The sequence below is a fragment of the Geoalkalibacter subterraneus genome, assembly GCF_000827125.1.
GTDB classification, from domain to species: domain Bacteria; phylum Desulfobacterota; class Desulfuromonadia; order Desulfuromonadales; family Geoalkalibacteraceae; genus Geoalkalibacter_A; species Geoalkalibacter_A subterraneus.
Genome location: NZ_CP010311.1, coordinates 2,087,093 through 2,108,879, shown reverse-complemented (window position 1 = coordinate 2,108,879; position 21,787 = coordinate 2,087,093). Strand labels below are relative to the sequence as shown.

Annotated in this window: 20 protein-coding genes and 2 pseudogenes; 13 read left to right on the top strand and 9 right to left on the bottom strand. The window is 55.0% G+C overall.

Going from position 1 to position 21,787, the window contains the following annotated elements; all coding sequences use genetic code 11:
- Positions 1–46 precede the first annotated feature (46 nt).
- A complete protein-coding gene (locus GSUB_RS09720) occupies positions 47–1,390 on the bottom strand; it encodes a sigma-54-dependent transcriptional regulator (RefSeq protein ID WP_040200531.1) in 1,344 nt (447 codons plus the stop codon).
- Positions 1,391–1,392: 2 nt separating this feature from the next.
- Positions 1,393–3,321 carry a sensor histidine kinase gene (locus GSUB_RS09715; protein WP_052464844.1) on the bottom strand — a complete coding sequence of 643 codons (1,929 nt, stop codon included), beginning with the start codon at positions 3,319–3,321 and terminating at the stop codon, positions 1,393–1,395.
- Positions 3,322–3,614: 293 nt separating this feature from the next.
- Between GSUB_RS09715 and dsrO the strand changes: the two genes are divergently transcribed.
- The 6 genes and pseudogenes from dsrO (at position 3,615) to mduS (ending at position 11,570) form a co-directional block, all read left to right on the top strand.
- Positions 3,615–4,406 carry a sulfate reduction electron transfer complex DsrMKJOP subunit DsrO gene (gene dsrO, locus GSUB_RS09710; protein ID WP_040200530.1) on the top strand — a complete coding sequence of 264 codons (792 nt, stop codon included), beginning with the start codon at positions 3,615–3,617 and terminating at the stop codon, positions 4,404–4,406.
- A gap of 11 nt (positions 4,407–4,417) precedes the next feature.
- A complete protein-coding gene (nrfD, locus tag GSUB_RS09705) occupies positions 4,418–5,599 on the top strand; it encodes an NrfD/PsrC family molybdoenzyme membrane anchor subunit (protein ID WP_040200529.1) in 1,182 nt (393 codons plus the stop codon).
- Positions 5,596–8,652 (top strand): molybdopterin-dependent oxidoreductase, encoded by a 3,057-nt coding sequence (locus tag GSUB_RS09700; RefSeq protein ID WP_040200528.1) that lies wholly within the window; start codon positions 5,596–5,598, stop codon positions 8,650–8,652. Before nrfD ends, GSUB_RS09700 begins: the two co-directional genes overlap by 4 nt.
- Before the next feature lie 310 nt (positions 8,653–8,962).
- Positions 8,963–9,427: a helix-turn-helix domain-containing protein gene (locus tag GSUB_RS09695; protein ID WP_040200527.1), complete on the top strand. Its 465-nt coding sequence runs from the start codon at positions 8,963–8,965 to the stop codon at positions 9,425–9,427.
- A 78-nt stretch (positions 9,428–9,505) separates the two neighbouring features.
- Positions 9,506–9,844, top strand: a complete 339-nt coding sequence (locus GSUB_RS09690; RefSeq protein WP_040200526.1) for a DUF6122 family protein — start codon at positions 9,506–9,508, stop codon at positions 9,842–9,844.
- A gap of 710 nt (positions 9,845–10,554) precedes the next feature.
- Positions 10,555–11,570, top strand: a pseudogene (gene mduS / locus GSUB_RS09685) (methyltransferase domain-containing selenoprotein MduS).
- Between the two features lie 71 nt (positions 11,571–11,641).
- Here the strand turns inward: mduS and GSUB_RS09680 are convergent.
- From GSUB_RS09680 to GSUB_RS09660, 5 genes are all read right to left on the bottom strand, one after another.
- The gene (locus tag GSUB_RS09680) at positions 11,642–12,094 is read right to left on the bottom strand and encodes a ferritin-like domain-containing protein (protein WP_040200524.1); all 453 of its coding nucleotides are present in this window, start codon (positions 12,092–12,094) and stop codon (positions 11,642–11,644) included.
- A 158-nt stretch (positions 12,095–12,252) separates the two neighbouring features.
- Positions 12,253–12,888: a TPM domain-containing protein gene (locus GSUB_RS09675; protein ID WP_040200522.1), complete on the bottom strand. Its 636-nt coding sequence runs from the start codon at positions 12,886–12,888 to the stop codon at positions 12,253–12,255.
- 48 nt (positions 12,889–12,936) lie between these two features.
- Positions 12,937–13,647: a TPM domain-containing protein gene (locus tag GSUB_RS09670; protein ID WP_040200521.1), complete on the bottom strand. Its 711-nt coding sequence runs from the start codon at positions 13,645–13,647 to the stop codon at positions 12,937–12,939.
- Positions 13,648–13,649: 2 nt separating this feature from the next.
- Positions 13,650–14,240, bottom strand: a complete 591-nt coding sequence (locus GSUB_RS09665) for a LemA family protein (RefSeq protein WP_040200519.1) — start codon at positions 14,238–14,240, stop codon at positions 13,650–13,652.
- Positions 14,241–14,458: 218 nt separating this feature from the next.
- Positions 14,459–14,749, bottom strand: coding sequence for a chloride channel protein (locus GSUB_RS09660; RefSeq protein ID WP_084211926.1), 291 nt, complete (start codon positions 14,747–14,749; stop codon positions 14,459–14,461).
- A 198-nt stretch (positions 14,750–14,947) separates the two neighbouring features.
- Between GSUB_RS09660 and GSUB_RS09655 the strand changes: the two genes are divergently transcribed.
- Positions 14,948–15,142, top strand: a complete 195-nt coding sequence (locus GSUB_RS09655) for a hypothetical protein (RefSeq protein ID WP_040200516.1) — start codon at positions 14,948–14,950, stop codon at positions 15,140–15,142.
- Entirely contained in the window at positions 15,143–15,412 is a 270-nt protein-coding gene (locus GSUB_RS09650; RefSeq protein ID WP_040200514.1) for an OsmC family protein, read from the top strand. It abuts the gene before it with no gap.
- A 137-nt stretch (positions 15,413–15,549) separates the two neighbouring features.
- Here the strand turns inward: GSUB_RS09650 and GSUB_RS09645 are convergent.
- Positions 15,550–15,788: pseudogene (locus GSUB_RS09645) on the bottom strand (transposase); the annotation flags it as partial.
- A 36-nt stretch (positions 15,789–15,824) separates the two neighbouring features.
- Positions 15,825–16,259: a helix-turn-helix domain-containing protein gene (locus GSUB_RS09640; protein ID WP_040200512.1), complete on the bottom strand. Its 435-nt coding sequence runs from the start codon at positions 16,257–16,259 to the stop codon at positions 15,825–15,827.
- 479 nt (positions 16,260–16,738) lie between these two features.
- Here GSUB_RS09640 and scpC point away from each other — a divergent pair, with 479 nt between their 5' ends.
- The 5 genes from scpC to GSUB_RS09615 all read left to right on the top strand — a co-directional run bounded on the left by scpC (position 16,739) and on the right by GSUB_RS09615 (position 21,754).
- Positions 16,739–18,298, top strand: coding sequence for a succinyl-CoA:acetate CoA-transferase ScpC (gene scpC, locus GSUB_RS09635; protein WP_040200511.1), 1,560 nt, complete (start codon positions 16,739–16,741; stop codon positions 18,296–18,298).
- 92 nt (positions 18,299–18,390) lie between these two features.
- Positions 18,391–19,389, top strand: a complete 999-nt coding sequence (dctP, locus tag GSUB_RS09630; protein WP_040200509.1) for a TRAP transporter substrate-binding protein DctP — start codon at positions 18,391–18,393, stop codon at positions 19,387–19,389.
- Positions 19,386–19,946 (top strand): TRAP transporter small permease, encoded by a 561-nt coding sequence (locus GSUB_RS09625; RefSeq protein WP_040200508.1) that lies wholly within the window; start codon positions 19,386–19,388, stop codon positions 19,944–19,946. The genes dctP and GSUB_RS09625 overlap by 4 nt, the downstream gene beginning before the upstream one ends.
- Complete coding sequence (locus tag GSUB_RS09620; protein ID WP_040200507.1) at positions 19,931–21,238, top strand: TRAP transporter large permease; 1,308 nt, start codon at positions 19,931–19,933, stop codon at positions 21,236–21,238. The genes GSUB_RS09625 and GSUB_RS09620 overlap by 16 nt, the downstream gene beginning before the upstream one ends.
- A 39-nt stretch (positions 21,239–21,277) precedes the next feature.
- A complete protein-coding gene (locus GSUB_RS09615) occupies positions 21,278–21,754 on the top strand; it encodes a universal stress protein (protein WP_040200506.1) in 477 nt (158 codons plus the stop codon).
- Positions 21,755–21,787: the final 33 nt, after the last annotated feature.

The window sequence follows — 21,787 nt, the reverse complement described above, 5'->3', positions numbered from 1 at the left end:
GGAACCAAGCTTGGAGTAACTATCCCCCTGCAAAGCCGGGGGATAGTTACTCGATTCCGAAGCGTTTCATCTTGCGCCACAGGGTGCTCTTGTTGATGCCGAGCAGATCGGCGGCTTCTCCTTTTCGGCCGCCGCATTGGGCGAGCACCTGGAGGATGTGGTTCTTCTCCGCCTCTTCCATGGCGAGGGGCTTGCCGCCTGAGGTTTGGGCCGGTGCGGGCGTCATGCCGCCGAGGAGCAGGGTGTCGGTGCAAAGGGCGTTACCTGTGGCCAGGATCATGGCGCGCTCGATGATGTTTTCCAGTTCGCGCACGTTGCCCGGGAAGCTGTAGCCCTGCAGGCGGGACAACCCTTCGGGGGTGATGTCCTGCACCCTGGGATTGATATGCCGGTATTTTTCGAGGAAATGCCGGGCCAGCAGGGGGATGTCCTCGCACCGTTCCCGTAGAGGGGGGATGTGCAGGGTCACAACGCTGAGACGGTAGTAGAGGTCGCTGCGGAAAAGATCGCTGCGGGCGGCTTCTGCCAGGTCGATGTTGGCGGCGGCGATGAGCCGCACGTCAACGGGAACGGGACGGCTGCTGCCGACGGGATGAACGAGGCGCTCCTGCAGAACACGCAGCAGCTTGACCTGAAAGTTGGCATTGGTGGTGCCGATCTCGTCAAGGAGCAGGGTGCCTTTATCGGCCAGCTCAAAGTAGCCGCTGCGTTTTGAGGTGGCCCCGGTGAAAGCCCCTTTTTCGTGGCCGAAGAGTTCACTTTCCAACACCCCTTCTGCGAGGGCGCCGCAGTTAACGGGTACGAAGGCGCCGGCGGAACGGGGGCTTTGCCGGTGAATGAAGCGGGCCAGCACTTCCTTGCCGACCCCGGTTTCTCCCTGAATGAGGACGTTGCTGTCCGTCATCGCCACCCGGCGCGCCAGCTCCAACAGCTCTTCCATCCTTGCGTTGCAGGTCAGGGGGGTCTCCTGCTCCCGGCCGCGCTGCCGTTCCTGCTGCAGGCGGTCGACCTGGGTTTCCAGGGTCCGCTCCTTGAGGGCGCGGGCGATGCGCAGCTGGACATCGTCGGGTTCGAAAGGCTTTGCGATGTAGTCGTAGGCTCCTTTTTTGACAGCAGCCACGGCGTTGTCCAGGGAGGAGAAACCGGTGATGATGAAGACTATGATGGCCGGGTCGATTTCGTGAGCCTTGGCCATAAGTTCGAAGCCGTTGATCCTGGGCATTTTGAGGTCGGTGAACAGCAGATCTGTCCCTTGGCTGCGGAGATGCTGCAGCCCCTCTTCGCTGCTGGTATAGCTGCTGACCTGGTAGTCCTTCTTGAGCATGCGTTCAAGGATGCGGCAGGTCAGCGGGTCGTCATCGACGACCAGAATGCGGATTTTTCCACTCATCGTCAGTAGACTCCTTTAGGCAGCCGCAGGGTGAACGTTGCTCCTTGCCCCGGCGGCGATTCCACCTCGATCGTACCTCCCTGGCTCTGCACGATACCGTAGCTCACAGACAAACCAAGCCCCGTGCCTTTACCCGCTTCCTTGGTGGTGAAGAAGGGGTCGAAGATCTTGCGCAGGTTCTCGGCGGGGATGCCATCCCCCTCATCGCGGATACGCACCGCGATCCGCTGTTCTTCGTCGGTGCAGGTGATATGCACCGTGCCGCCGTCAGGCATTGCGTCGAAGGCGTTGAGCAGAAGATTGACAAAAACCTGCTGGATCTGGTGGCCGTCCACCCGCACATAGGGCAGGGCGGGATCGGGAGAAAAGTCGATGCGGATATCCTCCTTTTCCTGGCGGATGCGGACCAGCCTCAGAGCCTCTTCAATCAAAGTGTTGATGTCCTGCAGGGCCAGGTTGGGATGCTGCTTGCGGGCGAAGCTGAGCAGACCACTGAGGATGCGGCTGCACTTGCCCGTTTGATCGGTGATGTCCGCCAGATCCTGGCGCAGGGCGGCCGTGTCAAGCTTGCCGCCGTCGAGCTCTTTCCCCGCCAGGCTGGCCAGTGCCTGGATGTTGCCGAGCGGGGTGTTGAGTTCATGGGCCAGGCCTGCAGCCATCTCCCCGACCGAGGCGAGTTTCTCGGTGTGGCAGATCTGCTGTTCGACGCGGGCCTGTTCTTCCAGATTGCTCTGCAGGGTATCGGCCATGCGATTGATTTCATCGGCGAGAAAACCGACCTCGTCACGGCTGCCAATGCGGATGCGGTAACCTAAGTCTTTGCTCAGGCGGTGAGTACCGTCGATGACTGCCTGGAGAGGACGGGTCAGAGTGCGGGCGAAAAATCCTGCGGCCAGGACAGTGAAAAGAAGGACTGCAAAGGTGGAGACCAAGATGTGCTGCTTCAGGTTCGCCAGCGGGGCGAGGAAGAAGTCGCGGCTGGCGTTGATAACCAGCACCCAGCCATGGCGGGAGTCGTTATAGGGGGAATAGAAGCGGTGGGCGAGGATGTCCCCCGTGTCAGGGTGGAAGCTCACCCCCTGGGGCTGAGACATCCAGGCGGAGGTTAATTCATCAGGAAATTGCTGAAAGGCAGTGATCTCGCTTCCTGTCTGGTTGCCGAATTCGCAGGTCCTGTCCTGGTGGAAAAGGTAGATGCCGTTGCGTGATGGCTGATTGAGGTTGCGTTCGACCAGAAACGCGGCGCCTTCTTCAGGCGATATCAGCTGGTTGATGAGCCTGCCGGCCGTCTCTCCCCAGACATTGATGATGAGCGCCCCCGCGCGGCGGCCATCTTCCAGAAACAGGGGGGTGGAGAAGCGCACCATTGCCGGGCACCAGTATTCCTCGCCTTCGACCTTCCCGCGTTCCATGTTGGACGTCCAAATCTCTCCCTGTTGCAGCACCATGGTCCCTTGAAAGAAATCCCGGTTCTTGAGCGACTCCACCAGGGGGAGGCTTTGCTCGGAAGGGGGCGTTTCCCGTCTTGGGATGACGACGCCCTCCCGCACCTTGACCAGGACGTTTCCCTCCTCATCAAGGAGGCGGATGGCCTGGATGCTGGGGTCAAGCTGCTGGAAATCGAGGAAACTTTCTTCCAACCGACTGAGAACCTGGGGCCAGGCCGTGACCTCGCCGCCGCTGCGCCAGCTCAGGTAGTCTCTCACATTCTGGGTGGCGGCGATGGTCATGAGAGTGGTTTTGGAACGCCTGACCAGTTGCTGCAGGCTTTGGACGGAGTGTTCGGCGAGTTCCTCGATCTGTCGGGTGCTGTTGGCGCGCAGGATGTTGGCGGTGGCGGTGAGGGTGAGCACCGTAAAAATCAGCAGGGAGGGGATCGCCAGGCCGATCATGGCCAGCAGTGTCTTGCGGCTGATGGTCAGTCTTTTCATGGAGAAGCCTCGCAGGGGGCTGTCAGATGAGCCTGTGTGTATTGCAAAATGCAATGTCATGCTGCATCAAATGCAATGCAAAATGCAATATTTAAATCTAGCTGGTGATGTTGTTCCATGTAAAACCTATAAAAAACAACTTGTTGAAAATTCACCTCTGGCTGGCACATCTCCTGAAAGAGGACAAGAGCCAAGGGAATTATCCGGTGATTCCTGGAGGCCGGATAAAAAACGAAACATGACGAATGAGTTGCATTAAATGCTGAGTGATTCAACAAGGAAAGGAGGCTCCTGTGTCCAATGTTAGAAGAAATTTTTTGAAGCGCCTGGGGGCAGTGGTGGCTGCCGCCGCCGCGACGATGGCTTCCGCCAGCCCGGCAAAGGCATTTTCAAGCCGCAACCCGGGGCGCGACGCCAAAGACCCCCGATACGTGGGACAGGAAGACAAGCGCTGGGGGATGGTCATGGACCTCTCAAAGTGCATCGGCTGTCAGGCCTGCACCGCTGCCTGCAAGGCGGAAAACACGATCCCTGACCGGGTCTTTCGCACCTGGGTGCCGGAATACGAACTCGGGCGCTATCCGCGGGTACGCAAGGCTTTTCTGCCGCAGCTGTGCAATCATTGCGAAAAGCCCTCCTGCGTTTCGGTCTGCCCGACCGGCGCCACCTTTGCCCGTGAGGATGGAGTCGTCGTGGTCGACAGCGAGATCTGCTGGGGGTGTGGTTACTGCCTCAATGCCTGCCCTTACGACAAGCGCTATTTCAATCCCCTGACCCAGGTGGCCGACAAATGCACTTATTGCGCCCACCGCATTGACGAGGGGCTGCTCCCCGCCTGCGTCGAATCCTGTGTCGGCGGCGCCCGGATCTTCGGTGATCTCAACGACCCCAAGAGCGAGGTGTCACGTCTGGTCTCCGGCGCCCCGAGCACAGTGCTCAATCCAGCTTCAGGCACCCGTCCCCAGACCTATTACCTGGGTCTGGCCGGCGAGTTGCAGGCGCAACCGTCCGGACCACCCATACTTGATGATCTGGCCCGTAAGCGCGACGGTCTGCCCGCCGCCGAGTGGACGACCAAGGCTTAAGGAGGATTACCATGGATATGATGCAGACCGTTCATACCCTTACATCGATCACCCCGGCCAGACCCTGGGGGCTCGATATTCCCAACTACTTCTGGTTCACCGGCAGCAGCGCCGCCGCCTTCATTGTGTCGAGCTTCGCCCATGTCTTCGGCATGAAGAAGTTCAAACCCATCGCCGGTTTTTCTCTGCTGGTCGCCTTTGTGCTGCTGGTCGCGGCTCCTCTTAACCTTATCGATGATCTTCGCCAGCCCGGGCGGATGATCAACTTCTTTCTTTACGGATGGGAAAATTTCGGCACTTCTCCCATGAAATGGGGGGTGCTGCTGCTGGCGACCTATCCCGTTCTTATTCTGGCTGAAGCCCTGGTGCTCTACCGGCCTTTTCTGGTGCGGCGCCTGCAAGAGGCGAACAGAGGGGTCACGCGCGCTTTCTACAAAGGGCTGACCCTGGGCCGCACCGACCTATCGGAAGAGGCGTTGCATAAAGATGAGCGGCTCGGCTTTATTCTCGGTGCTGTCGGCATTCCCCTGGCTCTCTGCGTGCATGGCTACACCGGCTATATTCTCGGCGTTGTTCACTCCAGTCCGCTGTGGCATACGCCGCTGATGCCGATTCTTTTCCTCGCTTCAGCCATGGTTTCGGGCACCGGGCTTCTGCTGGTGATTCTGCCGGTGGCGCAACGCTTCTTTACCACGACGGGGCGCATCGACAAGGAGGTGATGACAGCCCTGGCCCGTCTGCTCGGCTGGTCGATTATCATCGATCTGGTTGTACGGTTCTTCTGGCTGACCTTTGCCGTCGCTTTCAACAGTAATGAACGCTACCGGCTGATGGACTTTTTCGGGTACCACTTTCACGAGATCCTCTGGGTCGAGTATGTTCTTTGTCTGCTGATCCCCATGATCATCGCCTTTTCCCGCCTCGGTCGGCGGTTGCCCTGGCAGTTCGCCATCGGCTTTGTGGCGGCGGTGGGCGTCTGGTTGTTCCGCTGGAACACGGTTATCGGCGGGCAGACGATCGGCAAGACGACGGCGGGTCTGCTTAGCTACCATCCTCATCTCTTCGGCGCGGGCAGCATCGGCGCGGTGATGGCCAACTGGCTTCTTTTCGTGGCCCTGCTGTGCGCTGTCCTGTTGGTTTTTCCCTGGGATGAAGAGATGGACCGCCATTATGGAAAGGAGTTGGAGTCATGAAACAGAGTCGACGGAAATTTCTCAAAATTACCGGCCTGGCCACGGCGGCCGGAGCCGCCGTTGGTTATAGCGATACCCTGACTGCCGCCGCGCGTCTGCGCCGGCGCGGAAATCCGGCGCCTGATGCCATCTATGGCAATGCTCCCGCCCCCGAGGCCCGCATCAATGATTCCGGCCAGGTGGTGCCCAATGCGGATTTCACCGTGGCCAGCACCGTGTGCATCGGCTGCACGACCCACTGCGGCGTGCGGGTCAAGGTGGAGAACAAAAGCGGTACGGTGGTGCGGGCAGCCGGCAACCCCTATCACCCCCTGTCAAGCGACCCCTGGCTTCCCTACGAAACACCCCTCCGCGAAAGTCTGCGCTGGACCTCGAACCATGACGAAAGCGGTCTGGAAAACCGTTCAACGGCTTGTGCCCGCGGCAACGTGGTTTTCGATAAGATCCACGACAGGTTCCGGGTGCTTACCCCGCTTAAGCGGGCAGGCAAACGCGGCGAGGACAAGTGGATCCCTATCTCACCGGAGCAGCTGATTGAGGAAGTTGTCAACGGCGGAAACCTTTTCGGCGAGGGGCACGTGGACGGCCTGGCGGCGATTCGTGACCTTAAGACACTTATCGATCCGGACAACCCGGAATACGGGACCCGCGCCAACCAACTGGGTATCCTGGGAACCGCAGACGAAGGTCGCAAGGATTTCATGGTGTTCCGCTTTCTGCAGGCATTTGGCAGCAAGAACTATTCGGGGCATTCTTCTATCTGCGGGCTCTCCATGCGGGCAGGCAACGCGGCGTTTCTAAGCGATTTCAAAAAGTACCCTCATCTCAAACCAGACTTCGAGCACTGCGAGTTCCTCATCAATTTCGGAACCTCCCCCGGGCAGGCCGGCAATCCTTTCAAGCGCCAGGGAAAGCTGTTGGCCAGGGCCCGCAGTGAAGGCAACCTGCGTTACGTTACGGTGACTCCCATGCTCACCAACAGCGACAGTATCGCCGCTGGTGACCGCTCTCGCTGGATGCCGATCCGCCCCGGCGGCGACCTTGCCCTGGCCATGGGGATGATCCGCTGGATCATCGAGAACGGCCGCCACAACGCCGCCTACCTCAGCGTGCCGAGCAAGGCTTCGATGGAACGGGTCGGGGAGCCGAGCTTTACCAATTCGAGCCATCTGGTTGTCGTCACCCCGGGACATCAATTGGAAGGGCGTGTGCTCAAGGCATCCGGTGATGCCGGAAAAGAGGATTTTCTGGTGATTGACAGCACTGACGGACAGCTCAAATCTGCGGATCAGGTCGATGCGGCCCGTCTTGAGGTGGATGAGACGATCGTCTACGGCGGTGAACGCCTGGCGGTGAAATCTTCCTTCACGCTGTTGAAAGAGTCTGCCTTCCGCTTCACCTTGGAGGAGTACGCCCAAGAGTCGGGCATCCCCGCTGAGGAAATTGCCGATCTGGCGCACGAGTTCACCAGTCACGGACGCAAGGTCGCGGTCGATTGTCATGGCAACACCATGCACACGACAGGTTTTTACACCACCTGGGCCATCCTGTCCCTGTCCGCCCTGGTCGGCAGCCTCAACTACAAGGGCGGAATGAGCGCCGGCGGCGGCAAGTTCACGGACATGAAAGGGGCAGCCTACGATTTGACCGACTATCCCGGCAAGCCCAAGCAGCCCGGCATCCGCATCGACCGCACCCGCATTGCCTATGAAAAGACCAGCGAGTTCAAGCGCAACCAGGCAGCGGGCAAACCCTATCCTGCCAAGGATCAGTGGTATCCCTTTACCAACGCCATCGAGACGGGTCTGATTACCGGTTCCATCAACCACTACCCTTATCCCCTCAAGGCCCTTATCAGCTGGAATGCCAACTTTATCTACGGTGAATCTGGCGGCGAGAACACCCTGGCCGAAGCGCTTAAAGATCCCAAGGCCTCCATCCCATTGATGATCGCTATCGACCCGTTCATTAATGAAACAAGCCGTCTGGCCGACTACATCGTGCCTGACAGCGTGCTTTACGAAACATGGGGCGAGCTCAACCCCTGGGGGGCCTGGCTGACCAAGACCAACGCGGTGCGTTACCCGGTGGTGACCCCGCGTCAGGCAACTTTCGCTAATGGAGAGCCGGTGTGCATGGACAGTTTTGTTATCGAAATCGGGAAAAAACTCGGTCTTCCCGGTTTCGGCCCCCAGGCCATCAAGGCTTCCAACGGCAGTCTTCACCCGCTGGAACGGCCGGAAGATTTCTACCTGCGCGTCTTCGAGAATGTGGCCCTGGACGCTAAGTCGGTGCCCAATGCCGACGACGAGGAAATCCGCCTGGCCGGTCTGCAGGACTATGTTCCGCGCCTGCGCAGGGTCAGCCCGGAGAACTGGCGCAAAGTCGCTTACGTCATGGCACGCGGTGGGCGCTTCGAAGGGAAGGAAGGTGCCTACAAAGAGTCACATCTGGCTAAAAAATATCCGGGGATGATCAGTATTTACAGCGAGACTGTCGGCACCAGCCGCAGTTCATTGACAGCGGAAAAATACAGTGGCGTGCCGACCTTCTACGGAGCGCGTCTGGTCAAGGGCGATCTTCTGGTGAAGCGTTTTCCCCGTTCCGAATACCCATTGACCGCCTTCAGTTTCAAGTCGAACGTGGTCTCATCTCCCAATACAGCCTCATCTCGGTTGCGGGATTTGCGCTACACCAGTACCATCGACATCGCCGCTCGTACGGCCGAAAGCCTCGGTCTTGCCCACGGCGATGTCGTCGAGTTGACCTCTCCCGGCGGCCGCATCGAGGGGCTGTTGCGGGTGCGTGAAGGGATGCATCCGGAAGCCATTGGCGTGGAGCACGGATTTGGCCGCAGCGGCGAGGGGGCGATAACCGTGCAGATCGGCAACGAAACCCTGGAGGGGTTGCGCTTCCGTAAGAGCGGCGCAAGCATCAACCTCCTGGGCTTTGCAGACCCTGATCGGCCCGGGCGGATTGCTCTCTCCGACTTCGCCGTCGGATCCAACTCGCGTCAGGTGATCCCGGTGCGAATCCGCAAGCTACCGTCCTGAGATCCTTGAACCCGGGTTTTTAAGGACTGGGTGACATTCAACCTGCAGGAAAAGATTCGGTCCCCTCATGCTTTGGTGCATGCAGGGGGCCGAATCGTTGGTTCAGAGTTTGACCGAGGTTTTAAGCGGACTGCACGGAGCGTTGAAGTCAACGTCTATCCGGACCAGGGTCTTGACGCCGGGATGTAAACTGTATTGTTGACATGATAGACCAGCCGGATAAGGTTTATGTGAAAGGGAGAAACGAGGAAGACGCCCATATCGTTATTCTCACGCTCCATGCAAACCAACTGCTTTTAGGCAAGAAGCTATGGCCGATATCCTGCAAAACAGTGATGATCTTCCTATCCTTGTCAGGCTCTTTCTGGCGGCCTTCGTGATACTTGGGCTGCTTCCCCATTTTAAAACGCGTCTGTCGAAGATTCTGGACTATTTAAGTAACCTGGGCCGCCCTGATATGCCTGGAATGGGTGAAGAGGTGCCGGTACAGGAGCGTTTTTCTGCGACGTCTTCGCCGATGACTGACATTGAATATTTTGTCTTTACGAGACTCGCCCAGGGGGGTAAAAAAGGAATGACTCCGGCAGCGGTGGCCAAAAGCCTTCATATGGACAGGCAATTGATCAAAAAAGCGCTGCGCTCCCTTCGCAGGAAGGGGTTCATACACTTTGCACCCGACTGGAAAATGGTTCAGCGGGTCATGCTGAGCAAACAAGGGCAAGCTCTCGCGATGGCAGAAGGATTAATCCCCAAGCTGACGCATCGCCCCTCGTGACACCACACTCCTGAGAGTGAAGTCCCCTCCCCAATCTCCGGCGGCCTCCGCCGAAAAACACGTGGCGTTCGCTGATTTATGGAAATTAATATCGAGATCTTCAGGCATGCGATCCATTACGGATTTCACCTGATTGTGCCGTTTGTTTTGGGTCGGTTGTTCTGGAAACAGGATTGGTGGAAGGCTGGCCTGATCATGACGGCTACAATTGTCATCGACCTGGACCACCTGCTGGCCGATCCAGTTTTTGACCCAAATCGTTGCAGCATAGGGTTTCATCCCCTCCATACACTTTGGGCAGGAGTCGTTTATGGCAGTTTGCTGGCAATTCCCTCCTGGAAGTGGCGGGCGGTTGGGGTGGGGTGCCTGTGGCACCTGTGCACAGATGCCATTGATTGCATGATTGCCGGAATCTGATTGGGGAGCAGGGACTTGGGCGGCCTATTCAGGCAATAAAATGATAGTTCTAAGGGGGAGGAGATATGCATCGCGCAGGGCTGAGGTTTCTGCCTGCGCGATGCATTGATGATGAGGGTGGTTTTCTATCGACGGTTTAAGTGGCTGAATGTTTAAGGATCGATCCAGGGTCTCGACGGCCTTTTTCAAAACCTCTGAAGTCCCCAGTTGTTTCCCGCATTGTAAACAGATGAAGATATCTCGACAGTTGACTTCTGCAACCTCGATTCTGTTTGAGTAAAAACAACTTCGGCATCTTACCTTAAAGGGATGATATGGCATTTTTCCTCCTCAGATACCCATTAATCTTTGGTTCATGGCAATAAAAAAGAAAGATCAAGACGTGTAGCTTTTCAGGCAAGTTTCGAACCAAAATGAAAACGTTATCAATTCTAATGGTTTATGGGTTTTTGTTTGATCGGTCTAAATTTGTGAAGAAGAGGTAATGTCGTCTTGCAACGACAGGATGACGGGTTAAAATCAGATGGGAATTGATTTGATTTGAAATTCAGCTACTTAGGGGTGTCTCGGGTTGTAATCCAAAAGCGACAATCAGGTGGGTGAACATGTGACAGGCATAGTATTATGGTTGAGTGGGAAGGATTATTCGCTGTTTTCTTTACCAATGAAATGCTTTGTTCAGGGGAAGAATTGGTCTTTCAGGAGGTCTTATGCGGTCTGAAAAACAATTAAAAACCGACCAGAAAACGCACTGGGATGGAATTTTCGCCAAAGAGGCGGCTTTTTTTGGAGAAGAGCCAAGCGATTACTCCAGGAAAGCTCTTGAACTGTTTCGACGCGAGGGGGTACACGAGGTGCTCGAGCTTGGCTGCGGCCAGGGGCGCGATACTTTTTATTTCGCTCGCAACAACCTGCGGGTCACGGCACTGGATTACGCGGAGACTGCCGTCGCTACCCTGCGGGAGAAAGCTGCTGCGGCTGGTCTTTCAGCTTCTATTGATGTCTGCGCCTACGATGTGCGCCAGCCTCTGTCTTTTGCTGATGCTTCCTTCGACGCCTGCTACTCTCATATGCTGCTGTGCATGGATCTTGCTACCGACGAGATAGCTTTCATTCTCGGCGAAATAAGGCGTGTTCTGCGCCCCGGCGGCCTGGCCCTGTATTCTCTGTACGCAGCAATTTCGATAAGCATTACCGGACCGGCCGGCATCTGCGCGAAGAGGTCTACGAGATTGGCGGTTTCGCCGTTCACTTCTTCACCGCGGAAAAAATACGGCAGCTGGCGAGAGGATATACGCTCCTGGCGGTGGACCGGCTGGAGGAGGGAAGTCTTCCTCGGGATCTTTTCTGTGTCACTTTACGCAAATCTGCAGTAGCGCATGAGAAGGGAATAACAGAGATGAATAATTCGATGGAGAAGTTTCAGGAAGCCTTTAATGCCGCGCTGGGTCCGGGGGCTCTTGACCACAAAACGAAGCAGCTCGTGGCGCTCGGCGCTGCGTTGGCAGCAGGGTGTGCTCCCTGAACGGATTTCGGTCTCGCAGTTGCGAGGCAGGCCGGCGCCACGGAAAACGAGATCGAAGAGGTTGCCGCCATCGCTATGACGGTGAGCGCATTCGGAACCCGACAACTCTTTACTCGCAAATTTGGCCCTCATTCCGAGGATGATGCGTCCGGTGGAACGGCGCCGCCCGAAAGGCCTGCGCCTGAACCGGGCAGTACCTGAGGAACTTGAGGATGCTTCAGTTGAAGCATTGATAGTTGGAGTGGGGGCGAGAGAAAAAACAGCCCACCAAATCAATTTTCGCTCAACACGTGTTCATCATAGATTCGCTCGACTTTAATCTTGTGACCTTTTTCGACGTCGGCGAAAACGCGCAGCACTTTTTCCAGATCGGGATCATCTATGGCGTTGGCAGCCGCAAGGTAAAGATTGTAGGCGTTTTCTTCGGCCTTGATGGCATAGGCGAGAATCTCCGGATAGCTGGCGTCGGGCTTGAGAGGGGTTTCCGCCAGAAACTGGCTGATCTTCATGTCCGGCAAAGTCTTTTTCCTGTAATGTTCGGCTCGTTCCAGGTTCATTTTCCCGAAAACTTCCTTATGGCCGGCTTCCTCTGCCGCCATTTCTTCGAACAGTTTTCGAGCGGCGATGCTTTTTGTCTGAGCTGCTGCTTTCTTGTAAAGCTGATAAGCTTCTTCTTCGCGCTGGACGGCGTATTTGATGACATCATCGAGAGTTGAAAAGGACATTGAAATAACCTCCGGGTCTAGGGATTTTTAATAAAATCGAAAAGATTTGTTTACTGGTTTCAACTATAAAGCCTAGACGAAAGGTCATGAAATTCAATCATCATTTCTCTTTTGATCGCGAAGGGGTCTCGATTCCGTTCAGACCTGAAAGATTTATTTCATTCGATAATCAGATTCGGCAGTTCGTTGGTATCGTCTTTTCTCACCGGGAAATTTGTTTCAAGAAGTTCTGCACAGCGTTCAATGGCTGAGCAAAGCGCATCGCAGGTTTTCCCCTCCTTGATTCCGGCAGTAATCGTGGCGACAATTTCATCCCAGGTTGCAGCGGGAACCTTTTCATTGATCCCCTGATCTGCAAGAACGTACACGCGGTGCTCAAAAAGGCTGATCAGGATGAGGATTCCGGTGCGGTCGCGGGTGCTGTGCAGACCGTTTTCCAGAAAGCTGATCATTGCCTTTTCTTCAACCTCTTCATCGATTTCGGCGGGGTTGACCAGACGGCGTTTAAGGGCCGGCGTGGTTCGGATCAGCCACTTGAAAAGAAAATAAAAAATAAAAAACAGGGGGAGAAAGGCCCATATGGACGACCCCCCAAATGCCCAGCTCAGGGTTGTAGCAGTTGCAAGTGCGAACATCCCGCCACCAAGTATTTCGGCGCGCGGGTAATCATAGGATTGATCGACCACCATCGGTACGACCTCCCCGCTGGTGCGGGCTTCGGTCTTGCGTACCGCAGTTTCGATGCGCTTCTTCTCTTCTTCGCTGAAAAAAGTTGCTGCTCTGGGTTCGGGCATTTATTTATCCTGTCGGGAGAGTGTTCAATTATGGCGATCGGTGGGTAACTACCATCCGCCGGAGGCACCGCCCCCGCCGAAACCGCCGCCACCTCCGGAGAAGCCTCCACCGAAGCCGCCGCCTCGGCCGCCGCCTCCGAATCCTCCACCGTACCAGATCCCCCCACGACGATGGCTGCGACCGCCGCCGAGGAACATCATTCCGGGGCCGAGAAAGAGCAGCAGGGCCAGAATGCCAAGAGGATTGCGTTCCTTTTTTTCGCCGGTGCGTCCGGTTCCCTGGTACTCGCCGCGGACTGCTTCAGCCATGGCGACCACCCCGGCCACGATGCCCCCCTCGAAATCGCCTGCGCGAAATCGCGGAGCAATCTCATTGTCGATGATGCGCCCGGCGAGCAGATCGGTTAAACGCCCCTCCAGGCCGTAGCCAACCTCAATACGGATTTTGCGATCCTGGTGCGCCACCAGAAGCAACGCACCGTTATCCTTTGATTCCTGTCCAATGCCCCAGGCTTCGGCGACCCGAAGGGCATATTCGTCGAGAGATTCCCCTTCGAGGGAAGGAATCGTCAATACGGCAATCTGGGTTGAATCGCTTTTCTCGAAATCTTTGAGAAACTGCTCGATTTTGAGTTCCGTCCCATGGTCGACCAAATCGGCGGTGTCTGTGATATAGCCGCTCGGTTGGGGCACATCGAGCGCAGTGCCGAGAGACGGCAGCAGCAGAAGGAACAGAAACAACAGGGCTGAAGAACGCATACCTAAAACTGCACTTTCGGGGTCTGGGCAGCGCCGGGGTCTGCTTTGAAAGGTTCTTTACGTTCCAGCTTGAGTATAAATTTGTTGGTCAGGTTGTTGGGGAAGGTTCTGATGGATGTATTGAATGTCTGAACCGCATCGTTGTAACGCTGACGGGCCACGTTGATTCGGTTCTCAGTCCCTTCAAGCTGATGCTGCAGGTCGCGGAAATTCTGGCTGGCTTTGAGGTCGGGATAACGCTCCGCAACTACAAGCAGGCGCGAAAGGGCGGAACTGAGCTGCCCCTGGGCTTGCTGATACCTTTCAAGTGCAGCCGGATCGTTCAGGTCATTGCTGCTGAGGTTGACCTGTCCCACGGAGGCGCGTGCCTGGGTGACGGCCTCGAGGGTCTCGCGTTCGTGCGCCGCGTAGGCTTTGACCGTTTCCACCAGGTTGGGGATGAGGTCGGCGCGGCGCTGGTAGGTGGCTTCAACATCGGCCCAGGCGGCGATCACCGCTTCCTCATTGCGTTGAATTTGGTTGTAGCCGCACCCCGAAAGGGCTGGCATGACAAGCAGGGCACTGAGCAGCAGCAGAAAAATGCGTCGGTTCATATTCAGATTCTCCAGAGAAGTTGAGGTATACAATCAATATATGAAGCCCATGGGCCATTGTAAAGGGGCTGAGGCCGAAAGATTAAATTTCGACATAGGTGCCCCGTTTTTCTTCAAGTTCGGAAGCATAGCGTGCGAGCAGCGCGCGGCGTGACAGCATGAAAAGAACCTTTCCCGGGGCGGTGGAGTCGACCACAGGGATCTCTTCAAGGCCGCGCTCAGTGTGCGGGCGGCATGTTGAGTTTTTTGAACAGGTCGCGCAGGCCGTAAAATGATTTGACGTACACCACGCCCATGGCGGCGCAGAAAATGCCGAGAACAAGAAAAGAAAAAAGCTCCAGTGGTTGCTGAAAAACAAAGCGCGGTGTTACCAGCAGAGCCTGCCAGCCGGTGACCGCGCCGAAAAGGGAATAGGCGGTGGTTGAAGCAATGATGCAGGGAATCAAGGCTTCATGCTCGAACTCCGGTTCGCGGTAGAGAACTTCGGCCGAGAAGAGTGCGCCGGCCAGTGCTCTTGCTCATAGATATGGTAATGTTAATTGAGACTTTCAGTAAACCACCGGCTCTGCCGGTGTGATTGACTGGCGGGGGACCCCGAGTCGTCGGGCTTCCCTGTTCAGGGAATGAATCATCCAAAGAAGAGCACGGTCGCTGAGATGTGGTAGCATTTCAAATGTCGACATTTATAGACTGAAGGGAGCATTGCGATGGCGGAGATCATTCATACATCACGAATCACGATCACTAGAGACCGGGGGCCGGTCAGGATAGCCCATATCGAAGGTTTTTCCGAACCGGTCTTCTATGGCGTCCACGGAGGGATACAGAAATTTTACAAAGTGGATCCTATCGAAGAGCATGCAGCGACCTTAGATCACATCGTCGGCGCAGTTTCTGCTTGAATGATGGGCACTTTCGCCAGCGTGCTGGCGACCAAAAAGATAAGAACCCATACCGACCGTTTTCGCGCTGATGTCGAAGGCGATATTGAAAATGTCGATGGTGTACTCAAAATTACTGTGATTCGTGTTCACTATGTCTTGAAACTGAGCCACGAAGAAGAAAACGATGCTCATTGGGCAATGGAGAATTACATCGAAAAGTGTCCCGCAGCCATGAGCGTAACTGGCTGCATCCGGATAGAACATTCTCTTGAGTTTGATTCGGAGTAAATCAACAGTGCTTTCTTATCTGCGTTTTCAGGTGTATGGGACTGGGCCAGTGATTGCGCTGGAATAGAAAAAACGGTCCAGTTTACAGCGGAGTTGGTGCCGGCTTTTGTCCGGCATACAGTATTCCTCATTTGCTAAATCAGGTCTTTCAGGGTGCGATTTTCCAAGACCATATCGGCATACATGCGCTTGAACTGAGAGAGTTCCTGTTCCATCTCTTTCATGCGCTTGAGTTCAGAAGCACTCATGCCGTCGTACTTAGACCTCCAGTTGTAGTAGGTGGCGTCGGAAATGCCATGTTTGCGGCAGATCTCCTTCATCGGGATGCCGGCATCATGGCCACGATCTGCGTTTCAGTGTACCGCGATTTTTTCATCAGAGCCTCCTGGTCGGTATATTTTGTGAGTGAATCTTACGAGGATTCAGTATCATTTGCTTCTTTCTGGGTGGATTCAGCCAACTTTTCCAAAAGGCGCTCACGGTAATCAACAATTTCCGCTCTCAGAGAGGTCAGCTTGTCAATTTTTTCATCAATAGTACCAATGTGGTGATTTAAAATTCTGACGAGCTCGGGGATGACTTGATCGGTTTTTTTTGCGTCCCCGTAAACCTTGTAAAGATATTGCATTTCCTTAATGGTTAAGCCCAAGTCTCTTAACCGAATAATGAATTTGATTCTCCTCACCATATACGGCGTATAGCCTCGGTTGGCGCGATCGACCCGGTCAACCGATTCAATGATTCCCACCTCTTCCCAGTATCGTAATGTCCTCGTCGAAATCCCCAATGTTCTGCAGAGGTCTCCGATCGGGACAATCTCCTCTTTTTCGTGATTCGTTTTATCCATAGTTTTCTCACCTGTCGTCGTTGGTTTTAGCGATAAGTATGATGGCGTCGCAAAAAGTCCGTCCTACGGCGTTACGGCGTTTTTTCAGGACCTCGACATACCTGATGTATGCCTTCGCCCCTGAAAAACCACCAGGCCTTTTAGAACGAAATTTTTGCTTAGCCATCCTCTGAGTTTTTGCGAGTGCATCATGACATTAACGCAAATAATGTAAAACATAAAAGGCTACCAACAAAATTTAAAAACAAAAACAATGTTTTATAGAAAAAGTCATTTTAAAACAAATACTTTCAAAATGTAAAAAATTGAGAAATATATAAAATATAAAATCGTTCAAAAAACAATTGACATGCACGTAAGTGGTAATTAAAAATGACGATAGCAGGTCGACGTTTCGGGCAGGCGCCTAGACAATCACGCCTGCGGGTAATTGGTCAGACAGGGTTTTTGGCGTTGAAAGTGCGTGAAAGGAGGATGAAATGTCGGAGTTTTTGAGTCGAATTAGAAAGAAAAGCCTGCACAAGAAGGTTATGGAGGCAGAGGATACTGTCCGGTTTTTCAAAAACGGAATGGATCTGGGGTGGTCAGGCTTTACTCCGGTCGGGTATCCCAAAGTGGTGCCTCTGGCGCTTGCAGATTACGTAGAGAAAAATAATCTGCAGGGGCAAATGCGCTTCAACCTTTTTATCGGTGCCTCCATCGGGCAGGAGGTGGAAGACCGCTGGGCTTCTCTGCAGATGACCGACAAGCGCTGGCCCTACCAGACGGGCAAGGTCATCCAGAAACAGGTCAACGACGGTACGGTGCGAATGGGGGACAAACACCTCTCTCTTTATGCCCAGGACTTGGGGTACGGCTATTACACCAAGGGGCGAGGAGGCGGGTTTGACATCGGCCTGGTGGAGGCTTCGGGAATTACAGAGGATGGAAGCATCATCCTCGCCGGATCGATCGGCGCTGCGACAGAGGTGATTCAGTTCTCGGACAAGCTGATTATCGAAATCAATACCGCGATCCCTTCTTTTGAGGGGCTGCATGATGTGGTCATGCTTGAGAAACCGCCACACCGCAAACCCTACCTCATCAGTCGGGTGGATGACCGTATCGGCACCCTGCATGTGCCCTGTGATCACGACAAGATCGTTGCTATCGTCGAATCGCGCAAGCCTGACAAAGGGCGTCCGTTGGGGCCGCCCGATGAGACATCTGAGAGGATCGCCAGCAATATCCTGGATTTTTTTGGTGATGAGGTTAAAGCAGGGCGTCTACCCGCCAATCTTCTGCCGTTGCAGTCTGGGGTGGGAAATATTGCCAACGCGGTGGTCGGTGGACTGGTCAATGGCCCCTTCGCAAATCTCAAGGTCTGGACCGAAGTCATCCAGGACACCATGCTCGATTTCTTTGATTCCGGCAAACTCGAAGTGGCGTCCGCTACTTCGCTCTCCCTCTCCGAGCCGGGTTTCGAGCGTCTTTATAACAACTGGGACAAGTATGTCGACAAGGTGATTCTTCGTCCCATGCAGGTCAGCAACAACCCTGAGCCGATCCGCCGCCTGGGGGTGATCGCCATGAACACGCCGGTGGAGTTCGACATTTACGGGCACGCTAATTCCACCCTGGTCGGCGGCAGCCGCATGATCAACGGCATCGGCGGCTCGGGCGACTTTCTGCGCAATGCCGCCCTCTCAATCATGCACACCCCTTCGACCCGTCCGTCAAAAACCGATCCCACCGGGATTACCTGCGTTGTCCCCTTCGCCACCCATGTCGACCACACCGAACACGACCTCGACATTCTGGTGACCGAGCAGGGGTTGGCCGACCTTCGCGGGCTCTGCCCACGGGAACGGGCGCGGGAGATCATCGACAAGTGTGCTCACCCCGACTACAAACCGATCCTCACCGAATACTACGAGCGCGCGGAAAAAGACTGTTTTGCCCGCGGAATCGGCCATGAGCCCCACATGCTGTTCAAGGCGTTCAAGATGCAGGAGTCGCTGGCCACCGACGGGACGATGAAGATCAAAAATTGGGATTAGCCATTCGCAGGCTTTGCCGGCTGCGGCAATTCCGTCACCGCCGGTTTTCAGGGTGCAATTTTCAAAAAACGACGCATTTCAGGAGGTAGAACATGAAACGGCTACAAAAAGTCATGGTTGTCGCGATCGTTGCAATGGCGTTGGTGGTAGGATTGAGTTCTGCGCCCTTCGCGGCGAATCTGAGGATGCTCTCGGCGTACCATGAAAATTTCATCTTTAACGTCGGAATCTCTCACAAGTTCATCGAAAACCTGGAAGAAATGTCCGATGGAAAGTTCAAGGTTACTTCCAACGGACCCGACGTTATCTCCACGTTCGAGCAGTTCCAGCCTCTTCAGGCCGGAATTTTTGATCTGAACTTCACTCATGCAACGTATCACACCGGGACCATCAGCGTTGGCGTCGGAATGGATGCCACCCTTGTCGATCCGGTCAAACGTCGCGAATCCGGATTATTTGATTTTCTGGACAAGCAGTATCAGAAGCTTGGCGTCAAACTTGTTGCGATTGCCCCGGTTGCTCCTTACCACATCGTCCTGCGTTCGCCCATCACCGCGCAGACGTCCGGCAGTCTTAAAGGGCTCAAAATCCGCAGCAATCCGAGCCTGCAGAATACCATCCTGGCTTTGGGGGGTTCTCCGGTCACTTTGGCGGGTGGCGAGGTCTATACCGCTCTGCAGCGCGGTGTCATTGATGGGGCTCCCTGGACCATGGTCGGCGTCAAGGATTTCAAATGGTATGAGGTCTCGAATTACCTTGTCCGGCCGCACTTCGGGTCTATTTCGATGATGATCATCATGAACCTGGATAAATACAATTCGCTGAGCCCAGAGGAGCAGAACCTGATCGTAGATGCCGGCAGAAAAACCGAACTGGACAGCCTGGAATTCTTTAACAACCTGATTGAGGAAGAGGTCGCTTTTCTCCTCGGTGAAGGCGGCCTGGAACTGACCTATATGGGCAGTGAAGATGCCAAAAATGTTGAGAAATACTGGAATGACGGGTTGTGGGAGATGGCTGGTCAGACCTCCGGCAAAAAAATCGCCGATGAATTTCGCGACCTGGCGGTCAAAGCGGGGATGACCCGATGAGCAGCGGATCAGCCAATCGTAACCAGCCGGCCACTCTTAAGTGGGTGGTCGGCCCCCTCGATCTGCTGACCAGAATCAGTTTCAACCTGGGCGGGGCGGCGCTGGCGGTTATGCTGTTCCTGATCGTTCAGGAAGTGATCAAGCGTTATTTCTTCAATGCCCCGACCAACTGGTCAAATGATCTCAACCAATGGCTGTTCGCTCTGACCGTGATGCTGGTTTTGCCGGAACTGGCACGAAGCAACGGCAACGTCGCCATCACCATCGTGATTGAGCGCTTATCCCATGGCAAGGGAGCGGTTCTGCTGCGTGTGATCGCATTTATCTGCAGTCTGATCTGCTTTCTGGCCAGTTACGTTACTCTGATGGAAACTATCCGTCAGTACCAAAGCGGCATTTCCACTCTGTGGATCAATCCGATTCCAAAATGGTGGATATCTGCAGTCATCCCTTTTGGCTTCGGACTCAGTGCGCTGCAATTCCTGCGTTTGGGACTTCTCCCTACGCCGACCCCTGCAGATGAGGTCAAGGAGAGTTGCTCATGGAATGGGGATTGACCTTATCGATCGCCCTGATGATTCTGCTGTTGCTGTTCGCCTTCGGCATCCCGGTGTTTGCGGCGTTTCTAGTTATAAATCTCGCCGGGATCTTCATGCTTATGGGCACCAACGGCTTCGGTATGTTTGCCAACAGCATTTATCAGACAATCACTCAGGAATCTCTCCTGGCGATTCCTCTTTTTATTCTGATGGGGGAAGTTCTTTTTCGCTCCAATGCCGTGGTGGTCCTGATCGAGTCTGTTGACAAGATGGTCGGCAATGTACGGGGGCGCCACTATGTACTGGCCACCAGCCTGTCGACGATTTTCGGGGCGCTCAGCGGATCAGCCGTGGCGGTGGCCGCAATGCTGGGGCGCTCCGTTCTGCCCACCATGGTCAGCCGTGGTTCCAACAAACGCCTGGCTGTAAGTGCGGCGGTGGGTGGAGCAAGCCTGGCGCCGATCATTCCGCCCAGCCTGCTGGTGATTATGGTGGGTTCCATGGTGGATGTGTCGATCGCCCGGCTGCTTGTCGCCGGAATCGTGCCGGGCCTTCTGCTGGCAGCGATGATCCTCATTTATATCTATGTGCGAATTCTGCGAAATCCAAAACTGGATGCCTCACACAATGAAGAAAAGCATGTGTTCAACGCCAAAGAGTTCCTGATCGCCTTTCTGAAAATCATGCCTTTTGTGGTGGTCATCTTCTCCGTCATGGGGTTGATCCTTCTCGGTATCGCAACCCCCAACGAGTCGGCGGCCACCGGGGTCGTCGGTGCGCTTGTGGCAGCCGCCATTTACAGGCGTTTGTCGTTGAAGATGTTTTATCAGGCGCTGCTCGGGACCTGTTCGGTCAGTGCCATGATTCTCATCATCATCGCCTGCTCCATGCTGTTCGGGCAGCTTCTGTCGTTCACAGGCGCTTCGAGCGGTCTGGTGCGCATGGCTTCGGAATTGAACCTGCCGGTGCTGGGTACATTCATCGTGCTGATGCTGGTTCCTTTTATCCTGTGCATGTTCATTGACCTGTTTGCCGTCATGCTGGTGGCCATCCCCATTTATGAACCTTTGCTTCAGATTTACGGGTTCGATCCCATCTGGTTCTGGACCTTGTTTCTCATCAATATGACCCTGGGCAGTCTGAGCCCGCCCTTCGGCTATACCATCTTCGCGTTGAAGGGGGCCATGCCGGAATTGTCGATGGATGATGTTTATGCCGGCGCCTGGCCGATGGTAGCCCTGTTTATCACCGGCATGGCGATCATGTACGTTTTCCCGGCGATTATCACTTTTTTGCCGTCGTTTGTCTGAGGCAGCCGCCGGCAGAAACAGCAGGTCAGGAGAGATATCGTGATTCCTCGAATTGAGAAGATATTGTATGCGACGGATTTGTCCGTCAATGCAAATTATGCATTCGGCTATGCGTTGAGCCTGGCGAAATCCTGCAACGCGCGGGTGTCGATCATCAATGTTTATGAGAAGTATGTCACCCAGGCCAACATAAATATGCGCTCAAAAGCCTTTAATATCGCGCGTGAAAAGTTGACGGAGAAGATCAGGGAAGACCTGGCCGCCTATTGTCGGGCTGAAAATCTCGAAGAAGAGGCGCAATTCGACAATCTGATCGGCGAAATCTATGTGGCGACGGGCATACCGGTGGACTCCATTCTGACCACGGCCAGGGAGAAAGGCTACGACATGATCGTCATGGGTACCCATGGCCACGGATTGCTGTTCAGTGCGCTGATCGGCAGTACGGCGCGAAAGATGGTCCAGCACAGTTCGATCCCTGTATTGGTGGTGAGATTACCGGAGGATCTGAACTAAGAGCTGTTGCCGGTGACCGTGCCAGAGCGGACA

What these genes read in the sequence shown, in the direction of transcription:
- dctP (WP_040200509.1), top strand. Translation starts at nt 18,391, where the DNA reads ATGAAACGGCTACAAAAAGTCATGGTTGTCGCGATCGTTGCAATGGCG.
- GSUB_RS09670 (WP_040200521.1), bottom strand. Translation starts at nt 13,647, where the DNA reads ATGCGTTCTTCAGCCCTGTTGTTTCTGTTCCTTCTGCTGCTGCCGTCT.
- GSUB_RS09700 (WP_040200528.1), top strand. Translation starts at nt 5,596, where the DNA reads ATGAAACAGAGTCGACGGAAATTTCTCAAAATTACCGGCCTGGCCACG.
- GSUB_RS09620 (WP_040200507.1), top strand. Translation starts at nt 19,931, where the DNA reads ATGGAATGGGGATTGACCTTATCGATCGCCCTGATGATTCTGCTGTTG.
- GSUB_RS09655 (WP_040200516.1), top strand. Translation starts at nt 14,948, where the DNA reads ATGGCGGAGATCATTCATACATCACGAATCACGATCACTAGAGACCGG.
- GSUB_RS09675 (WP_040200522.1), bottom strand. Translation starts at nt 12,888, where the DNA reads ATGCCCGAACCCAGAGCAGCAACTTTTTTCAGCGAAGAAGAGAAGAAG.
- GSUB_RS09625 (WP_040200508.1), top strand. Translation starts at nt 19,386, where the DNA reads ATGAGCAGCGGATCAGCCAATCGTAACCAGCCGGCCACTCTTAAGTGG.
- nrfD (WP_040200529.1), top strand. Translation starts at nt 4,418, where the DNA reads ATGGATATGATGCAGACCGTTCATACCCTTACATCGATCACCCCGGCC.
- GSUB_RS09695 (WP_040200527.1), top strand. Translation starts at nt 8,963, where the DNA reads ATGGCCGATATCCTGCAAAACAGTGATGATCTTCCTATCCTTGTCAGG.
- GSUB_RS09715 (WP_052464844.1), bottom strand. Translation starts at nt 3,321, where the DNA reads ATGAAAAGACTGACCATCAGCCGCAAGACACTGCTGGCCATGATCGGC.
- GSUB_RS09665 (WP_040200519.1), bottom strand. Translation starts at nt 14,240, where the DNA reads ATGAACCGACGCATTTTTCTGCTGCTGCTCAGTGCCCTGCTTGTCATG.
- GSUB_RS09720 (WP_040200531.1), bottom strand. Translation starts at nt 1,390, where the DNA reads ATGAGTGGAAAAATCCGCATTCTGGTCGTCGATGACGACCCGCTGACC.
- GSUB_RS09640 (WP_040200512.1), bottom strand. Translation starts at nt 16,259, where the DNA reads ATGGATAAAACGAATCACGAAAAAGAGGAGATTGTCCCGATCGGAGAC.
- scpC (WP_040200511.1), top strand. Translation starts at nt 16,739, where the DNA reads ATGTCGGAGTTTTTGAGTCGAATTAGAAAGAAAAGCCTGCACAAGAAG.
- GSUB_RS09680 (WP_040200524.1), bottom strand. Translation starts at nt 12,094, where the DNA reads ATGTCCTTTTCAACTCTCGATGATGTCATCAAATACGCCGTCCAGCGC.
- GSUB_RS09650 (WP_040200514.1), top strand. Translation starts at nt 15,143, where the DNA reads ATGATGGGCACTTTCGCCAGCGTGCTGGCGACCAAAAAGATAAGAACC.
- GSUB_RS09690 (WP_040200526.1), top strand. Translation starts at nt 9,506, where the DNA reads ATGGAAATTAATATCGAGATCTTCAGGCATGCGATCCATTACGGATTT.